At 65.7% G+C, this 19,375-nt stretch carries 15 protein-coding genes; 14 read left to right on the plus strand and 1 reads right to left on the minus strand.

Annotated features, from left to right (window positions below):
* Positions 1-31: 31 nt before the first annotated feature.
* The 8 genes from DEM25_RS00845 to olsB all read left to right on the plus strand — a co-directional run bounded on the left by DEM25_RS00845 (position 32) and on the right by olsB (position 7,476).
* Positions 32-373, plus strand: a complete 342-nt coding sequence (locus tag DEM25_RS00845; RefSeq protein WP_109766783.1) for a LapA family protein — start codon at positions 32-34, stop codon at positions 371-373.
* A 6-nt stretch (positions 374-379) separates the two neighbouring features.
* Entirely contained in the window at positions 380-1,324 is a 945-nt protein-coding gene (gene lhpI / locus DEM25_RS00850) for a bifunctional Delta(1)-pyrroline-2-carboxylate/Delta(1)-piperideine-2-carboxylate reductase (protein WP_109766782.1), read from the plus strand.
* A 39-nt stretch (positions 1,325-1,363) separates the two neighbouring features.
* Positions 1,364-2,461, plus strand: coding sequence for an RsmD family RNA methyltransferase (locus DEM25_RS00855; RefSeq protein ID WP_196780228.1), 1,098 nt, complete (start codon positions 1,364-1,366; stop codon positions 2,459-2,461).
* Positions 2,461-3,309: a TrmH family RNA methyltransferase gene (locus tag DEM25_RS00860; RefSeq protein WP_109766858.1), complete on the plus strand. Its 849-nt coding sequence runs from the start codon at positions 2,461-2,463 to the stop codon at positions 3,307-3,309. The genes DEM25_RS00855 and DEM25_RS00860 overlap by 1 nt, the downstream gene beginning before the upstream one ends.
* A complete protein-coding gene (gene lspA / locus DEM25_RS00865; RefSeq protein WP_109766781.1) occupies positions 3,306-3,782 on the plus strand; it encodes a signal peptidase II in 477 nt (158 codons plus the stop codon). Before DEM25_RS00860 ends, lspA begins: the two co-directional genes overlap by 4 nt.
* 54 nt (positions 3,783-3,836) lie before the next feature.
* Positions 3,837-4,832 (plus strand): acrylyl-CoA reductase (NADPH), encoded by a 996-nt coding sequence (gene acuI / locus DEM25_RS00870; RefSeq protein ID WP_109766780.1) that lies wholly within the window; start codon positions 3,837-3,839, stop codon positions 4,830-4,832.
* Between the two features lie 145 nt (positions 4,833-4,977).
* Positions 4,978-6,534, plus strand: coding sequence for an ATP-binding protein (locus DEM25_RS00875; protein WP_109766779.1), 1,557 nt, complete (start codon positions 4,978-4,980; stop codon positions 6,532-6,534).
* Between the two features lie 102 nt (positions 6,535-6,636).
* Complete coding sequence (olsB, locus tag DEM25_RS00880) at positions 6,637-7,476, plus strand: l-ornithine N(alpha)-acyltransferase (RefSeq protein ID WP_109766778.1); 840 nt, start codon at positions 6,637-6,639, stop codon at positions 7,474-7,476.
* Here the strand turns inward: olsB and DEM25_RS00885 are convergent, their stop codons facing one another.
* Positions 7,477-9,774 (minus strand): NADP-dependent malic enzyme, encoded by a 2,298-nt coding sequence (locus tag DEM25_RS00885; protein WP_109766777.1) that lies wholly within the window; start codon positions 9,772-9,774, stop codon positions 7,477-7,479.
* 196 nt (positions 9,775-9,970) lie between these two features.
* On the opposite strand from DEM25_RS00885, the gene mutS reads away from it, so the two are divergent.
* The 6 genes from mutS (at position 9,971) to DEM25_RS00915 (ending at position 19,368) form a co-directional block, all read left to right on the plus strand.
* Positions 9,971-12,622 (plus strand): DNA mismatch repair protein MutS, encoded by a 2,652-nt coding sequence (gene mutS, locus DEM25_RS00890; protein ID WP_109766857.1) that lies wholly within the window; start codon positions 9,971-9,973, stop codon positions 12,620-12,622.
* Positions 12,623-12,624: 2 nt separating this feature from the next.
* Entirely contained in the window at positions 12,625-15,441 is a 2,817-nt protein-coding gene (locus tag DEM25_RS00895) for a [protein-PII] uridylyltransferase (protein ID WP_109766776.1), read from the plus strand.
* 3 nt (positions 15,442-15,444) lie between these two features.
* Positions 15,445-17,010 carry a murein biosynthesis integral membrane protein MurJ gene (gene murJ, locus DEM25_RS00900; protein ID WP_109766775.1) on the plus strand — a complete coding sequence of 522 codons (1,566 nt, stop codon included), beginning with the start codon at positions 15,445-15,447 and terminating at the stop codon, positions 17,008-17,010.
* 71 nt (positions 17,011-17,081) lie between these two features.
* Complete coding sequence (gene trpS, locus DEM25_RS00905) at positions 17,082-18,149, plus strand: tryptophan--tRNA ligase (protein ID WP_109766856.1); 1,068 nt, start codon at positions 17,082-17,084, stop codon at positions 18,147-18,149.
* A gap of 48 nt (positions 18,150-18,197) precedes the next feature.
* A complete protein-coding gene (locus tag DEM25_RS00910) occupies positions 18,198-18,689 on the plus strand; it encodes a universal stress protein (RefSeq protein ID WP_109766855.1) in 492 nt (163 codons plus the stop codon).
* A gap of 109 nt (positions 18,690-18,798) precedes the next feature.
* Positions 18,799-19,368: a NifU family protein gene (locus DEM25_RS00915; RefSeq protein ID WP_109766774.1), complete on the plus strand. Its 570-nt coding sequence runs from the start codon at positions 18,799-18,801 to the stop codon at positions 19,366-19,368.
* Positions 19,369-19,375 lie beyond the last annotated feature (7 nt).

The following is a 19,375-nucleotide window of genomic DNA, read 5'->3' on the forward strand; positions in this document are numbered from 1 at the left end:
CACCGCAACGCAAACCGTTCGAGCCGCCTTCATGCGCCGCATCTTCAACGTCCTGATCCTGATCCCGCTGGCCATCGTCCTGATCGCGCTGATGGTTGCCAACAGGACATCGGTGCCGCTGTCGATCGACGTGTTCAATCCGGGCAATCCCGCGCTGACCTATCAGGCGCCGCTGTTCGTCTGGCTGTTCGTGGCGGCTGCGATCGGCGTGGTTGCCGGCGGTTTCGGCGCCTGGCTGGCCCAGGGCAAACACCGCAAGCAGGAACGGACCTACAAGCGCGAGGCCCGGCAATTGCGCCACGAGGTCGAAAAGACCAAGCGGACCAATGGCGACAATTCGGCGACCGGCACCTCGCTCGTGCTGCAGCGCTGATCATCCATGAAGATCATTTCGGCCGATGACGTCGATGCTGCGCTGGACTTTCCGGCGCTGACCGACACGCTTGCGGACGCGTTCAGGGGCGGCGTCCACGCTCCGCCCCGTCACCACCACACCATCGCCAACGCGGACAGTGCCGACCAGACCCTGCTGCTGATGCCGGCCTGGAACGACCGCCACATGGCCGTCAAGCTGGTCGTGGTGACACCGGACAATGGCGCGCGCACCCTGCCCGCCGTGATGGCCTCCGTCATCCTGATGGACAAAAAGACCGGTGCGCAGATCGCGATGATCGATGGCGCCCGGCTGACCTTGTGGCGAACGGCTGCGGCATCGGCGCTTGCCGCGCGCCACCTCGCGCCGGCCGAACCCGACACGCTGCTGATGGTCGGCGCCGGTGCGCTGGCGCCGTTTCTGGTCCGGGCGCATCTGAGCGTCCGGCCCTACAGGCACGTTCTGGTCTGGAACCGGACTGTCGCGGGCGCCGAAAGGCTTGCGGAAAGCCTGCGCGCCGACGGTCAAGCGGCCGAGGCCGTCGCCGCCGAAAGCCTCGATGCGGCGGTCGGCAAGGCCGATGTCATCAGTTGCGCGACGCTATCGACCGAGCCGCTGATCAAGGGCGCTCTCCTCTCGCCGGGCACGCATGTCGATCTTGTCGGCGCGTTCACGCCGGCCATGCGCGAAAGCGACGATGAGTGCGTGCAGCGGGCAAGTCTGTTCGTCGACACCTATGCGGGGGCGCTGCACGAGGGCGGCGATCTGGTGCAGCCGATCAATGCCGGGCTGATCGAGCGCAGCCATGTGCGCGCCGAACTCATGGAACTGGTCAATGGCGATCATATGGGCCGCACCTCCGATGACGAGATCACGCTGTTCAAGTCGACCGGCGCATCGCTCGAGGACCTGGCCGCCGCCGCCTTGATCGCAGCGCGCTGCGGCCTTTGAACGGCGTTTTCGCTTCACAAGCCGACCGCGAACAGCCATATGCCTGCCATGAGCAAGAACCGCGCCAGGGATGGCCGCCGCACAAAGTCACAGGCGGCAAAACGCGATGGTGCGCCGCGCGCCAGGTCCGGCGAGCCACGCGGCTTCCGCCCCAAGCCGAAACATGCCGACAGGCCGCCACGGGCGGCTGGCGAAACTCCGGAACCCCGGACACGGCGAAGCGGCGCGCGCCCGGCGGAGACCGTTCCGCTGATCCTCGAGACCGATGCCACCGACGATTACGCCCTTGTCGACACGGGCGACGGGCTCAAGCTCGAACGCTACGGCTCGCTGACGCTGGTGCGCCCCGAACAGCAGGCGATCTGGGGCCGCGCCCTGCCCCCGCCGGACTGGGAAGCGGCAGATGCGGTGTTCACCGGCGACACGGACGAGGAAGGGCTTGGCCGCTGGCGTTTTCCGGCGAAACCGCTGCCGGAAACCTGGCCGATGGCATTCGACGGGGTGCCTTATCTCGGCCGTTTCACATCGTTCCGCCATGTCGGCGTGTTCCCGGAACAGGCAGCGCATTGGCGCGCCATGCGCAATGCGATCGAGGGCGCGGAGCGGCCCCTGCGCGTCCTGAATCTTTTCGGCTATACCGGGGTCGGCTCGCTGGTGGCAGCGGCTGCCGGCGCCCACGTCACCCATGTCGATGCCTCGAAAAAGGCCATCGGCTGGGCGCGCGAGAACCAGGCCCATGCCGGGCTTGAAGACAAGCCGATCCGCTGGATCTGCGAAGACGCGATGAAGTTCGTGGCGCGCGAAGGGCGGCGCGGCAATGCCTATGACATCATCCTGCTCGATCCGCCGGCCTATGGCCGCGGTCCGGCCGGCGAGGTCTGGCAGCTCTTCGATCATCTGCCCGACATGCTCGATGGCTGCCGCGCGATTCTTTCCGATACGCCCCTCATGCTGGTGCTGACGGCCTACGCGATACGGGCCTCGATGTTCGCCATCCACGAGACGATGATGGAGGCCATGACCGGCTTTGCGCCGGCCGGCCATGTCGAATCGGGCGAACTGGTTCTGCGCGAGACGAGTGCCGGACGCGTCCTGTCGACCTCCATGTTCAGCCGCTGGACGCCGGGACACGCATGATGGCCAGTCCGATCGCGGCCCCGGGACGGGTCAAGGAAGTCACCAGCGCGGCCAATCCGATCATCAAGGACATCCGGCTGCTCGAAAAAAAGCGCCACAGGGAGGAGACCAACAGCTTTCTCGCCGAAGGCATGAAGCTGATCATCGATGCGATGAACGCCGGATGGCGACTGAAAACGCTGATCCATGCCGCATCGGCCAAGGGAAATGAGGCGGTCACAGCGCTGGCGACCCGTGCGGTGGCGGCCGGTGCGGACGTTCTGATCGTGCCGGAACGGCTGCTCGGCCAGATCACGCGGCGCGACAATCCGCAGATGGTCGTTGGGGTCATGCAGCGGCGATTTGCCGATGCGGCATCGATCCGGCCCGGCGCGGACGATCTTTGGATCGCGCTCGACCGGGTGCGCGATCCCGGCAATCTGGGCACGATCATCCGCACCGCCGATGCCGGCGGCGCCAGGGGCGTCATCCTGGTCGGCGAAACGACCGATCCGTTCGCCACCGAAACCGTGCGCGCGACAATGGGTTCGATTTTCGCGGTGCCCGTGGCGCGCATGACAGCCGAGGCATTCAAGGGCTTTGCCGGCGACTGGCCGGGCCAGATTATCGGTACTCATCTGGAAGGCTCGGTCGACTATCGCGTGCCCGACTATGCCAGCGGTCCGATCCTTTTGCTGATGGGCAATGAGCAGGCCGGGCTGCCGGCCGATCTGGCGGATCTGTGCACCACGCTGATCCGCATCCCGCAGGCCGGACGGGCCGATTCGCTCAATCTGGCGGTCGCAACCGGGCTGGCCTTGTACGAGGCACGGCGGCACGCATTCGCGGTTGCCGGGGACCCGTCATGAAACGCATCTCCACCGCTCTCCTGACGGTCGGCGCGATGGTCGCCGTCGACCAGGCGATCAAGATCGGCGTCGAGCAGGCGATGGACTATCACGAGCGGATCGATCTTCTGCCTTTCTTCGCGCTGTTTCTGACCCACAATCCGGGCATCGCCTTTTCGATGCTGTCAGGGTGGGGCGCCGGCCCGCTGATCGTGCTGAGCCTTGCAGTCACCGGTTTCGTGAGCTGGCTGTGGGTGTCGAGCCCGGCGGACCGGATCGTCGCCCATTTCGGCTTTGCGCTGATCATTGGCGGCGCCATCGGCAATCTGATCGACCGCTCGCTTTACGGCTATGTGATCGACTATTTCCTGTTTCACACGCCGGGCTGGTCGTTTGCGATCTTCAACCTGGCGGACGCGGCGATCACCGTCGGCGCGGGCCTGGTGATTCTCGACGAAGTGCTTTTGTGGCGCAGCACCCGCAAAGCCGATTGACCTTGCGGCCAACGCGCTGGCAGGTTGCGCCGAAACAATTGAGGGGAGAGGCCGATGGCCGACGCGTTCAAGGCGATCATGGTGTCGCGCGACGACAACAAGGTTCAGTCGGTCGATGTCGCCGAACTGACCGTCGACGACCTGATGGAAGGCGATGTGGTCGTCGCCGTCGAAGCCACCACGATCAACTACAAGGACGGGCTCGCGATTACCGGCAAATCGCCGGTCGTCCGCCGCTGGCCGATGATCCCCGGCATCGACTTTGCCGGGACCGTTGTCGCCTCCGATCATGCCGACTGGAAGGCGGGCGACAAGGTCATTCTGAATGGCTGGGGCGTCGGCGAGGTGCATTACGGCGCGTATGCGGGCCGGGCGCGCGTCAATGGCGACTGGCTGATCGCGCTGCCCGACGCGCTGACCCCGCATCAGGCGATGGCGATTGGCACGGCGGGCTATACGGCGATGCTGTCGGTGCTTGCACTTGAGGGTGCCGGCATCACGCCCGACCGCGGCCCGGTCGTCGTCACCGGCGCCAATGGCGGCGTCGGCACGGTGGCGATCTCGGTTCTTTCCAAGCTGGGCTATCAGGTCATCGCCTCGACCGGGCGGACCAGCGAATCGGCGTTCCTGGAATCGCTAGGCGCGGCGGAAATCATCGATCGGGCGGAATTGTCCGAACCCGGCCGGCCGCTCGGCAAGGAGCGGTGGGCCGCCGGCATCGATTCGGTCGGTTCGGTGACCCTCGCCAATGTCCTGGCGCAAACGCAGTATGGCGGCGCGGTGGCCGCCTGCGGCCTTGCGCAAGGCATGGACCTGCCGGCGAGCGTCGCGCCCTTCATCCTGCGCGGCGTGTCGCTGCTGGGCATCGATTCGGTGATGGCGCCCAGAGCGTTGCGCGAAAAAGCCTGGAGCCGGCTTGTCGGCGACCTCGACACGGCAAAGCTCGAAAGCCTGTCGACGACGATCGGTTTCGACGCGATCGTCGAGACGGCGACGGCACTGCTCGAGGGCAAGGTGCGCGGCCGCGTGGTCATCGACATGGCCGGCTGACACCCGCTGATCCATACGGGTCGTCAACGCAACCAGTTGATAACCTTCACAGCCTATCGTGCGGGTTCGCGCGGCCATCACGACCGCCGATTGCCGGCCCTCGGACGAAATTGCGGGGTCCGCGACCTGACGGCGGGGCAACGCCATGGACGAGACGAACGCATCGAAATCCCAGTTTCTGGCCATTGTAAGCCATGAGATCCGCACGCCCCTGAACGGCATCGTCGGCATGGGCAAACTGCTGGCCGACACGCCGTTGACCGCCGAGCAGCGCAATTATGTCGAGGCGATCACATCGTCCTCCGAAGCGCTGATGCTGCTGGTCAACGACCTTCTGGAATTCGGCCGCAGTGGCGCCGACACCAGCACGCCGGTCTTCTCGGCCACGGACATGCGCGCGCTGACCAGCGGCGTGATCGAACTGCTGGCCGGCCGCGCGCACGAAAAGGGGCTCGATCTCGGCTATTCGATCGCGCCGGGTGTGCCGGTATCGATGCGCGCCGACGCCAAGGGCCTGCGGCAGATCCTGTTCAACATCGTCGCCAATGCGATCAAGTTCACCGCCGAAGGCGGCATTGCCGTCGAGATCGGCCACGCGCCTTCCTCCGATGGCGGACGGGCGCACGATCTGACCATCACCGTCCGCGACAGCGGGCCCGGCATACCGATCGAAAAGCAGGCGCAAATCTTCGAACCGTTCGAGCAGGCAGATATGAGCCTTGCGCGTCGGCACGATGGCGCGGGGCTTGGCCTTGCCATCGCCAAACGGCTGGTCGACCGGCTCGGCGGCACGATCGCGTTTGAAAGTTCGCCCGACATGGGAACGGAATTCACCGTGCGCGTTCCGGCGGGTATCGAGCCGCAAAAAGGGGCGGAGCCGAGCGACGAGGCGCTATCGGGTCAGCACTTCTGCCTGATGATGCGCGCCGGATGCGAGGCGGACATGCTGGCCGATGCGATCGCGGGGCATGGCGGGTCGGTCGAGCACACGACCGCGCCGGAGCTGGCGCTCGACCGGTTGCACGACATGCCGGGCGCGACGGTGCTGATCGACAGCCGGCTGATGCGCGATCCGGATCGGGCGCTCGGCCTCGCAGACCGGATCGCCGCGCGCGGCGGCCGTCCGGTGGTTCTGATCGAGCCCGAGGAGCGCGGCACGCTGGGCGCGCAGTTCAAGGCCGACGGCCATGCATTCCTGACACGCCCGGTGCGTGGCTCCAGCCTGTTGCGCGTTCTGGAACGTACTCTGGACGGCAAACCCGCCGACGATCTGTCCAATCCGTTGTCCCTTGTGACGCCGGCCGCGCAGCGCCGGCGCCGCTTGCTGCTCGCCGAAGACAATCCGGTCAACGCGCTTCTGGCATGCAGCGTTCTTGAAAAGGCGGGGCACGCTGTCACGCTTGCGGACAACGGCAAGGCCGCGCTCGACCGGATGACCGCGCCGGACGCCGCCTTCGATCTGGTGCTGATGGACGTTCACATGCCTGTGCTCGACGGCGCCGAGGCGATCCGCCTCTTCCGTACGCACGAGGACGCCCATGGCGGCGACACGCGCCTGCCGATCGTCGCGCTGACCGCCGACGACGATCCGGAATTGGAGCGCCTTCTGCTTGCCGTCGGTGCGCAGAAGATCGTGCGCAAGCCGCTGACCGCACAGAACTTGCACGTCCTGTTCGAAACGCTGGACAGCGCAGCGGCCTGAACAGGCATTAACGCGCGCCGAAAATGTGTCATACTGGCGTCACGGGATCGTCATAGCCGACAACTCACCTTGTCGGATGCAGACCGGATTCGGGTTCGAACGATGACCATCGCACGCGCAGCGCCAAGCCAGCCGGCCCGCCCGCCCGCCGAACCGGCGGCGTTTCTGGGCGAGATCGGCAAACTGCGTGCACGGCTTGCGACGACCGGTGACGAAATCCGGGCCGCACAAAGGCTGCGCCATGCCGTTTTCTCGGCCGAGTTCGCGGCGCCGGGCGATGAAGACGGGATCGATGCCGACGGCTATGACGCGCTGTGCGACCATCTGATCGTCCTGGACACTGCGATCGCGGGAACCGACACGGACCGGATTATCGGCACCTACAGGCTCCTGCCGCAGCAAAACCTCGCCGGCAGGCCGTTTTATTCGGACAGCGCATTCGACATCGGCGCCCTGCTCGAACGGCATGACGGCCGCCGCTTTCTCGAACTGGGCCGCTCCTGTGTCCTGCCGGACTATCGCTCCAAGCGTACGATCGAACTTCTGTGGCAGGGCATCTGGGCCTATTGCCGGCGCAACGCCATCGATGTGATGTTCGGCTGCGCGTCCTTTGCCGGCCGCGTCCCCGCGCGGCATGCGATGGCGCTGGCATTCCTGCATCATCATGCGCGCGCCACCGGCGACTGGTCGGTGACGGCGCGGGCCGAGACACGTGTCGACATGGATTTCATGCCGGCCGAGGCGATCGACCTGAAGGCGGCGATGCGCGCCCTGCCGCCGCTTATCAAGGGCTATCTTCGGCTCGGCGCCACATTCGGCGAGGGCGCGGTGATCGACCATGCGTTCGCTTCGGTCGATGTGCTCGTCGTCCTGCCGGTCGAACAGATCAGCGCGCGCTATGTCTCCTATTACGGTGCAGATGCGGATCGCTTCGCCGCCTGATCATCCGCCGGCATTGTAGGCGGCGATCGCGGCCATGTTGACGATGTCCGCATCGCGCGCGTTCAGCGAAACGATCTGAACGGACTTGTTGAGCCCGACGAGAAGCGGACCGATCACGGTCGAGCCGCCCAGTTCCTGCAGCATCTTGGTGGCAATCGAGGCCGAGTGAAACGCCGGCATGACCAGAACATTGGCCGGCGCCGACAGCCGGCAGAACGGATATTGCGCCATCAGTTCGGCGTTGAGCGCGACATCGGCGGCCATCTCGCCGTCATACTCGAAATCGACGCGCCGCTTGTCGAGCATGCGCACGGCATCGCGCACGGAATTGGAGCGTTCGCTCTGCGGCTGGCCGAAGGTCGAATAGGCCAGCATAGCCACGCGCGGTTCATAGCCGAGCTTGCGGGCCATGCCGGCCGCCTCCTCGGCGATGTCGGCAAGTTCCTCGGCGGTCGGCATGTCGTGCACCGCCGTGTCGGCGACCAGCACCGTGCGCCCGCGGCACAGCGCCAGCGAAACGCCGACGACACGGTGGCCGGGCCGCACGTCGATGACGCGCCGAACGTCGCTGAGCGCGGTGGCGTAGTTTCGGGTGACACCGGTGACCATGCCGTCGGCATCGCCGAGCGCGACGGCGGTGGCGGCGAAGATGTTGCGGTCGTTATTGACCATCCGCAGGCAGTCGCGGAACAGGTAACCGTCGCGCTGCAGACGCTCGTAGAGATGGTCCGCATAGGCGGCGGCGCGGTTCGACAGGCGCGCATTGACGATCTCGATGTCGTCGCGTTCCAGATCGACGCCGGCATTGCGCGCCGCTTCGGCGATCAGGTTCTCGCGGCCCAGAAGGATGGCGGTTCCGAGCCCCTGATTGACGTAGGAGACGGCGGCGCGGACGACCTGCTCTTCCTCCGCCTCGGTGAAGAACATGCGCTTGGGATTGCGGCGGACGCGATCGAAGATGCGCTGGAGCGTGGCGGCGATGGGATCGCGGCGCGCGGACAGTTCGACCGCATAGGCGTCGAAGTCGGCGATGGGCCGGCGCGCGACACCCGATTCCATCGCGGCGCGCGCCACCGCGACCGGGATCGCCGAAATCAGGCGGGGATCGAACGGGACGGGAATGATGTAGCCGGGGCCGAACCGGGGACGCGTGCCGCCATAGGCGATCGCCACGTCGTCGGGCACGTCCTCGCGCGCGAGTTCGGCAATGGCATTGGCCGCGGCGGCCTTCATCGCGTCGTTGATCGTCGTCGCCTGCACATCGAGCGCGCCACGGAAGATGTAGGGAAAACCGAGCACATTGTTGACCTGGTTGGGATAATCGGACCGGCCGGTCGCAATGATCGCATCGTCGCGGATTTCGGCGACCTCTTCGGGCGTGATCTCCGGGTCGGGATTGGCCATGGCGAAGATGATCGGATTGTCGGCCATCGACCGCACCATGTCGGCGGTCAGCGCCCCCTTGACCGACAATCCGAAGAAGACATCGGCGCCCTCCATCGCGTCGGCGAGCGTCCGCCGGTCGGTAGCGATCGCGTGAGCCGACTTCCACTGGTTCATGCCGGTGCCCCGGCCCTGATGGATGACACCCTTGGTGTCGCACAGGATGACATTGTCGTGCGGCACGCCCATCGCCTTGACCAGCTCGATGCAGGCGATGGCGGCGGCGCCCGCGCCGTTGCAGACGATCTTGACGTCGCGCAGATCACGGCCGGTCAGATGCAGCGCGTTGATCAGGCCGGCGGCGGCGATGATCGCGGTGCCGTGCTGATCGTCGTGAAACACCGGGATGTCGAGGGCCTCGCGCAGCCGGTCCTCGATCATGAAGCAGTCCGGCGCGCGAATGTCCTCGAGATTGATGCCGCCAAACGACGGGCCGAGCAGGCGCACGCAATTGACGAACTCGTCCATGTCTTCGGTGTCGACCTCCAGGTCGATCGAATCGACATCGGCAAAGCGCTTGAAGAGGACGGCCTTGCCTTCCATCACCGGTTTTGAGGCGAGCGCGCCGAGATTGCCCAGGCCGAGGATCGCCGTGCCGTTGGAGATGACGGCCACCATGTTGCCCCGCGCGGTATAGTCGAAGGCGGCCTCGGGCCGTTCGGCGATCGCCTTGACGGGGACGGCGACGCCCGGCGAATAGGCCAGCGACAGGTCGCGCTGGGTCGCCATCGGCTTGGTGGGCGTGACTTCGAGCTTGCCCGGCCTGCCGCGCGCGTGAAAATCGAGCGCTTCGCTGTCGCTGATCGCGGGACGCTTTGAAACGGACGGCGCGGCGGGACGGTGAGGCTTGTTCATGAGGGTCGTCCCTTGCGCGCTGTATTCGGACACTAGTCGGGGAAAAGACCTTCTAATCCCTGTCGCGGCGCCGTGTAAACGCGCATAAGCTCGGACGGAACGAAACGGGTCCCAGGCGATGGATGGCAGGGCGGCACAGCATCGGGAAACCGGCGGCGGAGCGGGCGGCAGCGCCTCGACCGGCGCGCCGACGCCGATGATGGCGCAGTTTCTCGAGATCAAGTCGGCCAATCCGGGGCTGCTCCTTTTCTACCGGATGGGCGACTTCTACGAACTGTTCTTCGAGGACGCGGAGATCGCCTCGCGGGCGCTGGGCATCACGCTGACCAAGCGCGGCAAGCATCTGGGCCAGGACATTCCGATGTGCGGCGTTCCGGTTCATGCCGCCGACGACTATCTGCAGAAGCTGATAGGGCTCGGCCATCGCGTGGCGGTGTGCGAGCAGCTCGAAGACCCGGCCGAAGCCAAGAAACGCGGTTCGAAATCGGTCGTCCGCCGCGATGTGACCCGGCTGGTCACGCCCGCGACGATCACCGAGGACAAGCTGCTGGAGCCGGGCGAGAACGCCTATCTTCTGGCGCTCGCGCGCATCCGGGCCTCGGACCAGATGGCCTACGCCTTCATCGACATTTCGACCGGCGAGTTCCGGCTCGGCGAAACCGCGCCGGCGCGCCTCCTGCCCGATCTCACCCGCATCGCGCCGCGCGAGATCATCGTCCCCGAAGCGCTTTTTCACGATCCCGAGCTCAGGCCGGTCTTCGACCAGTTCGGCCGCGCTGTCAGCGCACATCCCGCCGCCCTGTTCGACAGCGCCACGGCGGGCGACCGGCTCGCGCGATATTTCGGCGTGACGACGCTGGACGGGTTCGGCGACTTCTCGCGCGCCGAACTGGCCGCCGCATCGGGGGCGCTCGCCTATGTCGAAAAGACGCAAGTGTCCGAACGGCCGGCGCTGCAGCGGCCGCAGCGCGAGACCGGCGCGCAAACCCTGTTCATCGATCCGGCGACGCGCACCAATCTCGAACTCGAACGCACGCTGTCGGGCCAGCGCGACGGCAGCCTTTTGAAGGCGATCGACAGGACGGTGACCGGCGCCGGCGCGCGGCTTCTGGCAGCACGGCTGCGCGCGCCTCTGACCGATGTCGCCGCCATTGCCGAGCGGCTCGATTCCGTGAGCCAGTTCATGGCCGACGATGGGCTGGGCGCCACGCTGCGCGCCCATCTGAAGGCGTTGCCGGACATGGCGCGCGCGCTGTCGCGCCTGTCGCTGAACCGTGGCGGCCCGCGCGATCTGGCCGCCATCCGCGGCGGGCTGGCGGTCGCCGCGTCGGTCCACCAGGTGCTGTCGGGAGCCGATCTGGGCGCCGAACTGCACGAAGCGCGTGCCATGCTCGGCGCCGCGCCCGCCGAGGTCGCCGACGCGCTGGAAAAAGCGCTGGACGATGACATGCCGCTTCTGGCGCGCGATGGCGGTTTCGTGCGCACAGGCCATCATGACGAGCTCGACGAGATGAGGGCGCTGCGCGACCAGTCGCGGCGCGTCATCGCATCGCTGCAGGCCGATTACGCAGCCGAAACCGGCGTCAAGTCACTGAAGATCAAGCACAACAATGTGCTGGGCTATTTTATCGAGGTCACCGCGCTGAACGCGAGCGCTCTCAATGCATCCGACGACGCCAAGGCCCGCTTCATCCACCGCCAGACCATGGCGAACGCGATGCGTTTCACCACCACCGAACTGGCCGATCTTGAAAGCCGCATCGCCAACGCCGCGGGGCGGGCACTCGAGATCGAACTGGCCGTGTTCGAGCAATTGCGCGCGCTCAGCGTCGCCCATGCCGATGCCATCCGCGACGCGGCGCATGCGCTTGCGGTGATCGACGTTTCGGTGGCGCTTGCCGATCTGGCCGCCTCGGAAGGCTATTGCCGGCCGGTGGTCGATGACAGCCGCACCTTCCGTATCGTCGGCGGGCGCCATCCGGTCGTCGAGCAGGCCCTGCGCCGGCAGGCCGCCGATCCGTTCGTCGCCAATGATTGCGACCTTTCGCCCAAGGACGGTGCCGACCATGGCGCGCTGTGGCTTCTGACCGGGCCGAACATGGGCGGCAAGTCGACCTTTCTGCGCCAGAACGCGCTGATCGCGATCCTTGCGCAGACCGGCTCCTTCGTGCCGGCCGGACAGGCCCATATCGGCATTGTCGACCGGCTGTTCAGCCGTGTCGGAGCCTCGGACGATCTGGCGCGCGGGCGATCGACCTTCATGGTCGAGATGGTCGAAACCGCGGCCATCCTCAACCAGGCCGGCGAGAACGCGCTCGTCATCCTCGACGAGATCGGCCGGGGAACGGCGACCTTTGACGGGCTTTCCATCGCCTGGGCGGCGATCGAATATCTACACGAGCACAATCGCTGCCGGACGCTGTTCGCCACTCATTTTCACGAGCTGACAGCGCTTCACGAAAAGCTCGACCGGCTGGCCAACGTCACCATGCGGGTCAAGGAATGGGAAGGCGAGGTGGTGTTCCTGCACGAGGTCGGCCAGGGCGCCGCCGACCGGTCCTATGGCGTGCAGGTGGCGCGGCTTGCCGGCCTGCCCGACGCGGTCGTAAGCCGGGCACGACAGGTGCTCGACCAACTCGAGGAGCAGAACCGCGACAAGGGCGCGGCCGCGCTGATCGACGATCTGCCGCTTTTCTCGGCGGCGCCGGCGGCAAAACAGTCCGTGCCAAACGCCGTCCGATCGGCTATCGAGGCGGCGCTTGACGATCTTTCGCCTGACGAGATGACGCCGCGCGCGGCGCTCGAAGCGCTCTATGCGCTCAAGGCGGTCGCAACGAAGAAGGACTGAGATTGGACAAGGCCGTCACCGGAAAGACCGCCCTTCCCGACGCCGCGACCATCGGCGCGGCGCTGGAAGGGTTCGCGCGCGATGCGGGCGGCGACGGCGCGGACACGGGTGTACGCGCCAAGGTGCTCGCCCATCTCAAGCAGGTCCTGGCCGACGGGCGCGCCGAGGCCGAGCGGCGGCTTTTCGAGGACGGCAAGGGCCATGGCTGCGCAAAGCGCCTGTCGGACCTCCAGGATGCGATCATCCGGGCCACCTACGATTTCGCCCTCGCCCATGTGTTCAAGGTCTCGGATCTTTCCCGTGGCGAGCGGATCGCGCTGGCGGCGGTCGGCGGCTATGGCCGCGGCACGCTGGCGCCCGGATCGGACATCGATCTGTTGTTCGTCCTGCCCTACAAGCAGACGCCGCTCGGCGAGCAACTGGCCGAATACATGCTCTACATGCTTTGGGACATGGGGCTGAAAGTCGGCCACGCCACGCGCAACATCGATGACTGCGTGCGGCTGTCCAAGAACGACATCACGATCAGCACCACGATCCTCGAGGCCCGGTTCCTGATCGGAAACGAAACGCTCTTCAAGGAGCTGATGGACCGGTTCGATGGCGAGGTCGTGCAGAAGACCGCCGTCCAGTTCATCCAGGCCAAGCTCGCCGAGCGCGATGCGCGCCACCAGCGGATGGGCGAAGCGCGGTTCGTCGTCGAGCCGAACGTCAAGGACGGAAAAGGCGGATTGCGCGACCTCCACACGCTGTTCTGGATTGCCAAATATGTCTATCGCGTGCGGCGACGTGCGGAACTGGTCAAGCTCGGTGTCTTCACCCGCAAGGACTACAATCTCTTCGTCAAGTGCGAAGACTTCCTCTGGGCGGTGCGCTGCCACTTGCATTTCCTGACCGGCAAGGCCGAGGAACGCCTGTCGTTCGACGTGCAGCGGGACCTCGCCGAGCGGCTCGGCTACCAGTCACACCCCGGGCTCGAGGATGTCGAGCGGTTCATGAAGCACTATTTCCTGATCGCCAAGGATGTGGGCGACCTGACGCGCATCTTCTGCGCGGCGCTGGAAGACCAGGAGATCAAGAACGCGCCGGCGCTGTCCGGCCTCTTGCAGGCGCTGCCCTTCACCGGTCGCTCGCGCAAGATTCGCGGTATCAAGGAGTTCGTCATCGACCGTCAGCGCATCAATGTCGCCGACGAGGAGGTCTTCAAGCGCGATCCGGTGAACCTGATCCGGATGTTCCATCTGGCCGACCGGTACGGGCTCGAATATCATCCGCAGGCGCTGCAACTGGTCCGGCGTTCGCTAAAGCTGATCGACAAGGCACTGCGCACCGACGTCAATGCCAATGCGCTGTTCATCAAGATCCTTTCCTCGAAGAACGATCCGGCGCTCAATCTGCGGCGGATGAACGAGGCGGGCGTGCTCGGCCGTTTCGTCCCCGATTTCGGCAGGATCGTCGCGATGATGCAGTTCAACATGTATCATCACTACACCGTCGACGAACATCTGATCCGTACGATCGGCGTGCTCGCCGACATCGAAAAGGGTACACTCAAGGAAGATCATCCGCTCGCCGCGACGCTGATGCCGGGCCTCAAAGGCGAGCGCACGCTGCTCTATGTGGCACTGTTTCTGCATGATATCGCCAAGGGCCGACCGCAGGATCATTCGACCGCCGGGGCGGAGGTGGCGCGAAAGCTTTGCCCGCGTTTCGGCTTTTCGCCCGAGGACACGGCGACCATCGCCTGGCTGGTGCAGGACCATCTTCTCATGTCGATGACCGCTCAGGCGCGGGACCTGTCGGACCGCAAGACGATCGAGGATTTCGTCGCGCGGGTGCAGACGGTCAAGCGGCTCAAGCTGCTGCTGGTGCTGACCGTTTGCGACATTCGCGGCGTCGGTCCGGGCGTCTGGAACGGCTGGAAGGGCCAGCTGTTGCGCACGCTCTATGCAGAGGCGGAACTGGCACTTACGGGCGGTTTCTCGGAAACCAGCCGCAAGAGCCGCGCCGCCAGCCGCCGGCAAGCGCTCGAGGAACGGCTCGCCGGCTGGACCGAAGCCGATCGCGAGGCGGTTCTGCGCCTGCACTACGACAATTATCTTCTGACCGTCGATCTGGAAGACCAGGAGCGCCATGCCGAGTTCATCCGCGCGGCCAATGCCGAGGGCAAGGCGCTGGCGACCGAAGTCCGCACGGATGCATTTCAGGCGATGACCGAGATCACCGTGCTGGCGCAGGACCACCCGCGCCTGTTGTCGGTCATCGCCGCCGCCTGTTCGAGCGCGGACGCATCGATCGACGGGGCCCACATCTTCACCACATCCGACGGCCGCGCGCTCGATGTCATCCAGATCGAACGCGAATTTGTCGAGGACGAAGACGAGTTGCGGCGCGGCCGCCGGATCGGCGCACTGATCGAGGATGTCCTGCGCGGCAAGGTGAGCCTGCCGGACGTGCAGGCGCACAAGCGACGCCGCAGGGCGCTCAGCGCCTTTCATGTCGAGCCCAATGTGAAGATAAACAACACGCTGTCCAACCGGTTTACCGTGATCGAAGTGGAAGGGCTGGACCGCCCGGCGCTCCTGTCGCAACTGACCGGCGCGATCTCCGATCTCAAGCTCGACATCCGTTCCGCGCACATCACGACCTTCGGCGAGAAGGTGATCGACAGTTTCTATGTGACCGATCTGGTCGGCCAGAAGATCGAGGACACGGCGCGCCAGGGCCGCATCCGCAAGGCACTTCTTTCCGTGCTCAAGAACGATCAGCGCGGCGCAACGAAGAAGCAGGCGGGCAAGGCCGCCGTGGCGGCCGAATAGACGATGAGCCTTTTGCGCAATTTCGCCACGGTGGGCGGTGCGACCATGACCAGCCGCGTGCTGGGATTCGTGCGCGACATATTGATGGCGGCCGCTCTTGGTACGGGCCCGGTGGCCGACGCCTTCGTGGTCGCCTTCCGCTTCCCCAACCTGTTTCGTCGGATCTTCGCCGAAGGCGCCTTCAATTCGGCCTTCATTCCGCTCTTTTCGCGGCGGCTGGAAGGCGAGGGCCGCGAGGAAGCGCGGCGGTTCGCGCAGGAAGCCATGGCCGGCCTGATTACCGTCCTGGCCATTGTTATCGGCTTTGCCATGATCGCGATGCCGGTCCTGATGTACGGGCTGGCGCCGGGCTTTTCGGCCGATCCTGACAAGTTCGACCTGACGGTGGAACTGACGCGGATCACTTTTCCCTATCTTCTGCTCGTCTCGCTGCTGGCGCTGATTTCGGGCGTGCTGAACGGTCTGGGCCGGTTCGCGGCGGCGGCATTCGCACCGGTCCTGCTGAATGTCGTGCTGATCGCGGTGCTCAGCTACATCGTCTCTTCCGGCCTTGCGGCAACGCGCGATGCGGGGCTGTGGCTGTCGGTCGGCGTCGTCGTCGGTGGCGTTGCGCAGCTGGCCATGGTCGTGATCGCCTTGCGGCGCGAAGGGTTCGCGCTCGGCTTCGTGCGCCCGCGCTGGAACGGCCGCATGAAGAGGCTGGTCACGCTGGGCATTCCCGGCGTCATCGCCGGCGGCGTGACGCAGATCAACATCGTCGTTGGCACGATCATCGCTTCGATGCAGGCGGGCGCCGCCAGCATGCTCTATTATGCCGACCGGCTTTACCAATTGCCGCTCGGCGTCGTCGGCATAGCCATCGGCGTCGTGCTGCTGCCGGAACTGTCGCGAAAGCTGAAGGCTGGCGACATGGGTGCGGCCAAGGCCGTCGAGGCCCGGGCACTGCAGTTTTCCATGATGCTGACCCTGCCCGCTGCGGTGGCTCTGGCCGTGATCCCGCACCAGCTTGTCTCGGTGCTGTTCGAAAGGCTGGCCTTCGACGCCGAAAGCGCACGCGGCACCGCGCTTGCGCTGCAGGCGTTTGCCGTCGGCCTGCCGGCCTTCGTGCTGGTCAAGGTGTTTTCGCCCGGCTTCTTCGCCCGCGAGGACACCAAGACGCCGATGCAGGTCGGGATTGCCGCCATGGCGGTGAATGTGGCAGCCAGCCTGGCGCTGTTTCCATTCGTGGGCCATGTGGGCATCGCGATCGCGACGAGCCTTGCCGGCTGGGTCAATGCCATCGCGCTTTATTGGCTTCTGAACCGGCGCGGACTCTGGACGATCGATGGGCCGATGACCCGCCTTCTGGTGCTGATTGCGGTCAGCGCCGTGCTGATGGGCCTGTGTGTGTGGGCGGCCGCGCAGCTTCTTGCGCCGCAACTGGCGTCCGGCTCCCCGCTTGTCCCGCGGGCCGCCGCGCTTTCCATTGTGGTCGGTGCCGGCGTCGTCAGCTTCTTCGGTCTGGCGCATCTGACCGGCGCGGCGCGGCTCGGCGCGCTAAGGGCAATGCTGTTCCGGCGCGGCGTCTGAGCGGTCGACCGGCCCTTGCACGGCGGCAACGGCCATTGCATAAGGCCGGCGCATTCCAAACGGACCGTCCCATGACCAACATCTTCCACGAGCGCGTCTTTTCCGGCGTCCAGCCGACCGGCCATCTGACGCTCGGCAATTATCTGGGCGCGATCCGCAAATTCGTCGCGATGCAGGAGCGGCACGAATGCATCTATTGCGTGGTCGACATGCATGCGATCACCATGCCGCAGAACCCGACCGAGCTGATCAATGCGACGCGCTCCGTCGCGGCGGCCTTTCTTGCCGCAGGCATCGATCCGGCGCAGCACATCGTCTTCAATCAGAGCCGCGTGCACGAGCACGCGGAACTGGCGTGGGTCTTCAACTGCGTGGCGCGCATGGGCTGGCTCAACCGGATGACCCAGTTCAAGGAAAAGGCCGGCAAGGACCGGGAGAACGCGTCGGTCGGCCTTTTCGCCTATCCGGCGCTGATGGCGGCCGACATCCTGATCTACCGGGCAACCCACGTGCCGGTGGGCGACGACCAGAAGCAGCATCTGGAGCTGACCCGCGATATCGCGCAGAAGTTCAACAACGACTATTCCGACCGTATCGCGGAATTGGGTCTGGGCATCGAAATGCACATCGGCCGGGAGACCGTGTCGGGCTATTTCCCGCTCACCGAACCGGTGATCGAGGGGCCGGCAACGCGAATCATGAGCCTGCGCGACGGCACCAAGAAGATGTCGAAATCCGATCCCTCGGACCTGTCGCGAATCAATCTGACCGATACGGCCGACGAGATCGCCCGCAAGATCCGGAAGGCCAAGACCGATCCCGAGCCGTTGCCGAGCGAAGCGGCGGGCCTGGCAGAACGGCCGGAAGCGGCGAACCTTGTGGGCATCTATGCCGCGCTGGCGGACATGGAGAGCGACGCGGTGCTGGCAGAGTTCGGCGGCAAGGCGTTTTCCGAGTTCAAGCCGGCGCTCGCCGATCTGGCGGTCGAGGTTCTGAGCCCCGTCGCCGGAGAGATGCGGCGGCTGATCGCCGATCCGGGTCATATTGACGGGATTCTGGCCGACGGCGCCGAACGGGCGTCGGCGATCGCCGCGCCGGTCATGGCCGATGTGCGGCGGATCGTCGGTCTGGGCGCCTGAGCCTCTCTCCGCTTGCGGGCCGGCGCGGGCCGTGCCAAAGATTCGTCCATGGTCACCAGACGCCTTTCCGGCGAAGCCGGTCATCGCCGCAAGTTCCTCGCGGTCGTCGACGAAACACCGGAATGCGAGCGCGCCGTGTTCTACGCCGCTCGCCGCGCGGCCAACACCCATGGCGGTCTGATCCTGTTGTTCGTGATCGCGCCCGGCGACTTCCAGCACTGGCTGGGCGTCGAGCAGGTGATGCGTGAAGAGGCGATGGAGCGCGCCGAGCAGGTGATGTCGAAATTCGCCACGCTCGCGCGCGAACAGTGCGGAATCGAGCCCGAGACCGTGATCCGCGAGGGCGTCGGCGTCGAACCCATTCACGAACTGATCGAGGAAGACCAGGACATTGCCATCCTCGTGCTCGCGGCCAGCGCGGCCAAGGAAGGGCCGGGGCCGCTCGTCTCATCGATCGCCGGGCGGGACGCGGCGTTTCCGATCCCCGTCACCGTGGTGCCCGCCAATCTGACCGACGAGGACATTGAAAGCCTGTCGTGACGGACGCATATGTTCATAGCGAGCGCGCCCCTTTCACAGGGGCCTGCTAGCGCTTGATAGGGTGAGCGTTTCACTCTATTTTGGAATTATTCCAAATTGAGGTGATGCCATGTTCATCCAGACCGAAACGACGCCGAACCCGGCCACGCTGAAATTCCTGCCCGGCCAGGTCGTCATGGAGATGGGCACCGCCGATTTCCGCGATGCCGGCGAAGCGGGCGCCAAGTCGCCGCTGGCCGGACGGCTTTTCGATGTCGATGGCGTGACCGGCGTCTTCTTCGGCTATGATTTCGTCACCGTCACCAAGGACGATGCGCATGACTGGATGCACATGAAGCCGGCCGTTCTTGCCGCGATCATGGAGCACTTCATGGCCGGCGCGCCGGTGATGGCCGAACAGAACGGCGCAGCCGACTTTGGCGATGAAGAAGAATTCTTCGAGGCCGGCGACGAGAGCATCGTGGCGACGATCAAGGAATTGATCGAGACGCGCGTGCGACCGGCCGTCGCCCAGGATGGCGGCGACATCACCTTCCGCGGCTTTCGCGACGGCGTCGTCTTTTTGCACATGAAGGGCGCCTGCGCCGGATGCCCATCGTCGACGGCGACCCTCAAGCACGGCATCCAGAACCTGCTGCGGCACTTCATTCCCGAGGTCGAGCAGGTCGAGGCCGTCTGACCGAAGA

It is taken from the genome of Oceaniradius stylonematis (assembly GCF_003149475.2).
Taxonomy (GTDB): domain Bacteria; phylum Pseudomonadota; class Alphaproteobacteria; order Rhizobiales; family Rhizobiaceae; genus Roseitalea; species Roseitalea stylonematis.

Coding starts and splice junctions, on each gene's coding strand:
- murJ (WP_109766775.1), top strand. CDS start 15,445: ATGAGCCTTTTGCGCAATTTCGCCACGGTGGGCGGTGCGACCATGACC.
- lhpI (WP_109766782.1), top strand. CDS start 380: ATGAAGATCATTTCGGCCGATGACGTCGATGCTGCGCTGGACTTTCCG.
- DEM25_RS00910 (WP_109766855.1), top strand. CDS start 18,198: ATGGTCACCAGACGCCTTTCCGGCGAAGCCGGTCATCGCCGCAAGTTC.
- DEM25_RS00855 (WP_196780228.1), top strand. CDS start 1,364: ATGCCTGCCATGAGCAAGAACCGCGCCAGGGATGGCCGCCGCACAAAG.
- olsB (WP_109766778.1), top strand. CDS start 6,637: ATGACCATCGCACGCGCAGCGCCAAGCCAGCCGGCCCGCCCGCCCGCC.
- acuI (WP_109766780.1), top strand. CDS start 3,837: ATGGCCGACGCGTTCAAGGCGATCATGGTGTCGCGCGACGACAACAAG.
- DEM25_RS00885 (WP_109766777.1), bottom strand. CDS start 9,774: ATGAACAAGCCTCACCGTCCCGCCGCGCCGTCCGTTTCAAAGCGTCCC.
- DEM25_RS00845 (WP_109766783.1), top strand. CDS start 32: ATGCGCCGCATCTTCAACGTCCTGATCCTGATCCCGCTGGCCATCGTC.
- DEM25_RS00860 (WP_109766858.1), top strand. CDS start 2,461: ATGGCCAGTCCGATCGCGGCCCCGGGACGGGTCAAGGAAGTCACCAGC.
- trpS (WP_109766856.1), top strand. CDS start 17,082: ATGACCAACATCTTCCACGAGCGCGTCTTTTCCGGCGTCCAGCCGACC.
- lspA (WP_109766781.1), top strand. CDS start 3,306: ATGAAACGCATCTCCACCGCTCTCCTGACGGTCGGCGCGATGGTCGCC.
- DEM25_RS00915 (WP_109766774.1), top strand. CDS start 18,799: ATGTTCATCCAGACCGAAACGACGCCGAACCCGGCCACGCTGAAATTC.
- DEM25_RS00875 (WP_109766779.1), top strand. CDS start 4,978: ATGGACGAGACGAACGCATCGAAATCCCAGTTTCTGGCCATTGTAAGC.
- mutS (WP_109766857.1), top strand. CDS start 9,971: ATGATGGCGCAGTTTCTCGAGATCAAGTCGGCCAATCCGGGGCTGCTC.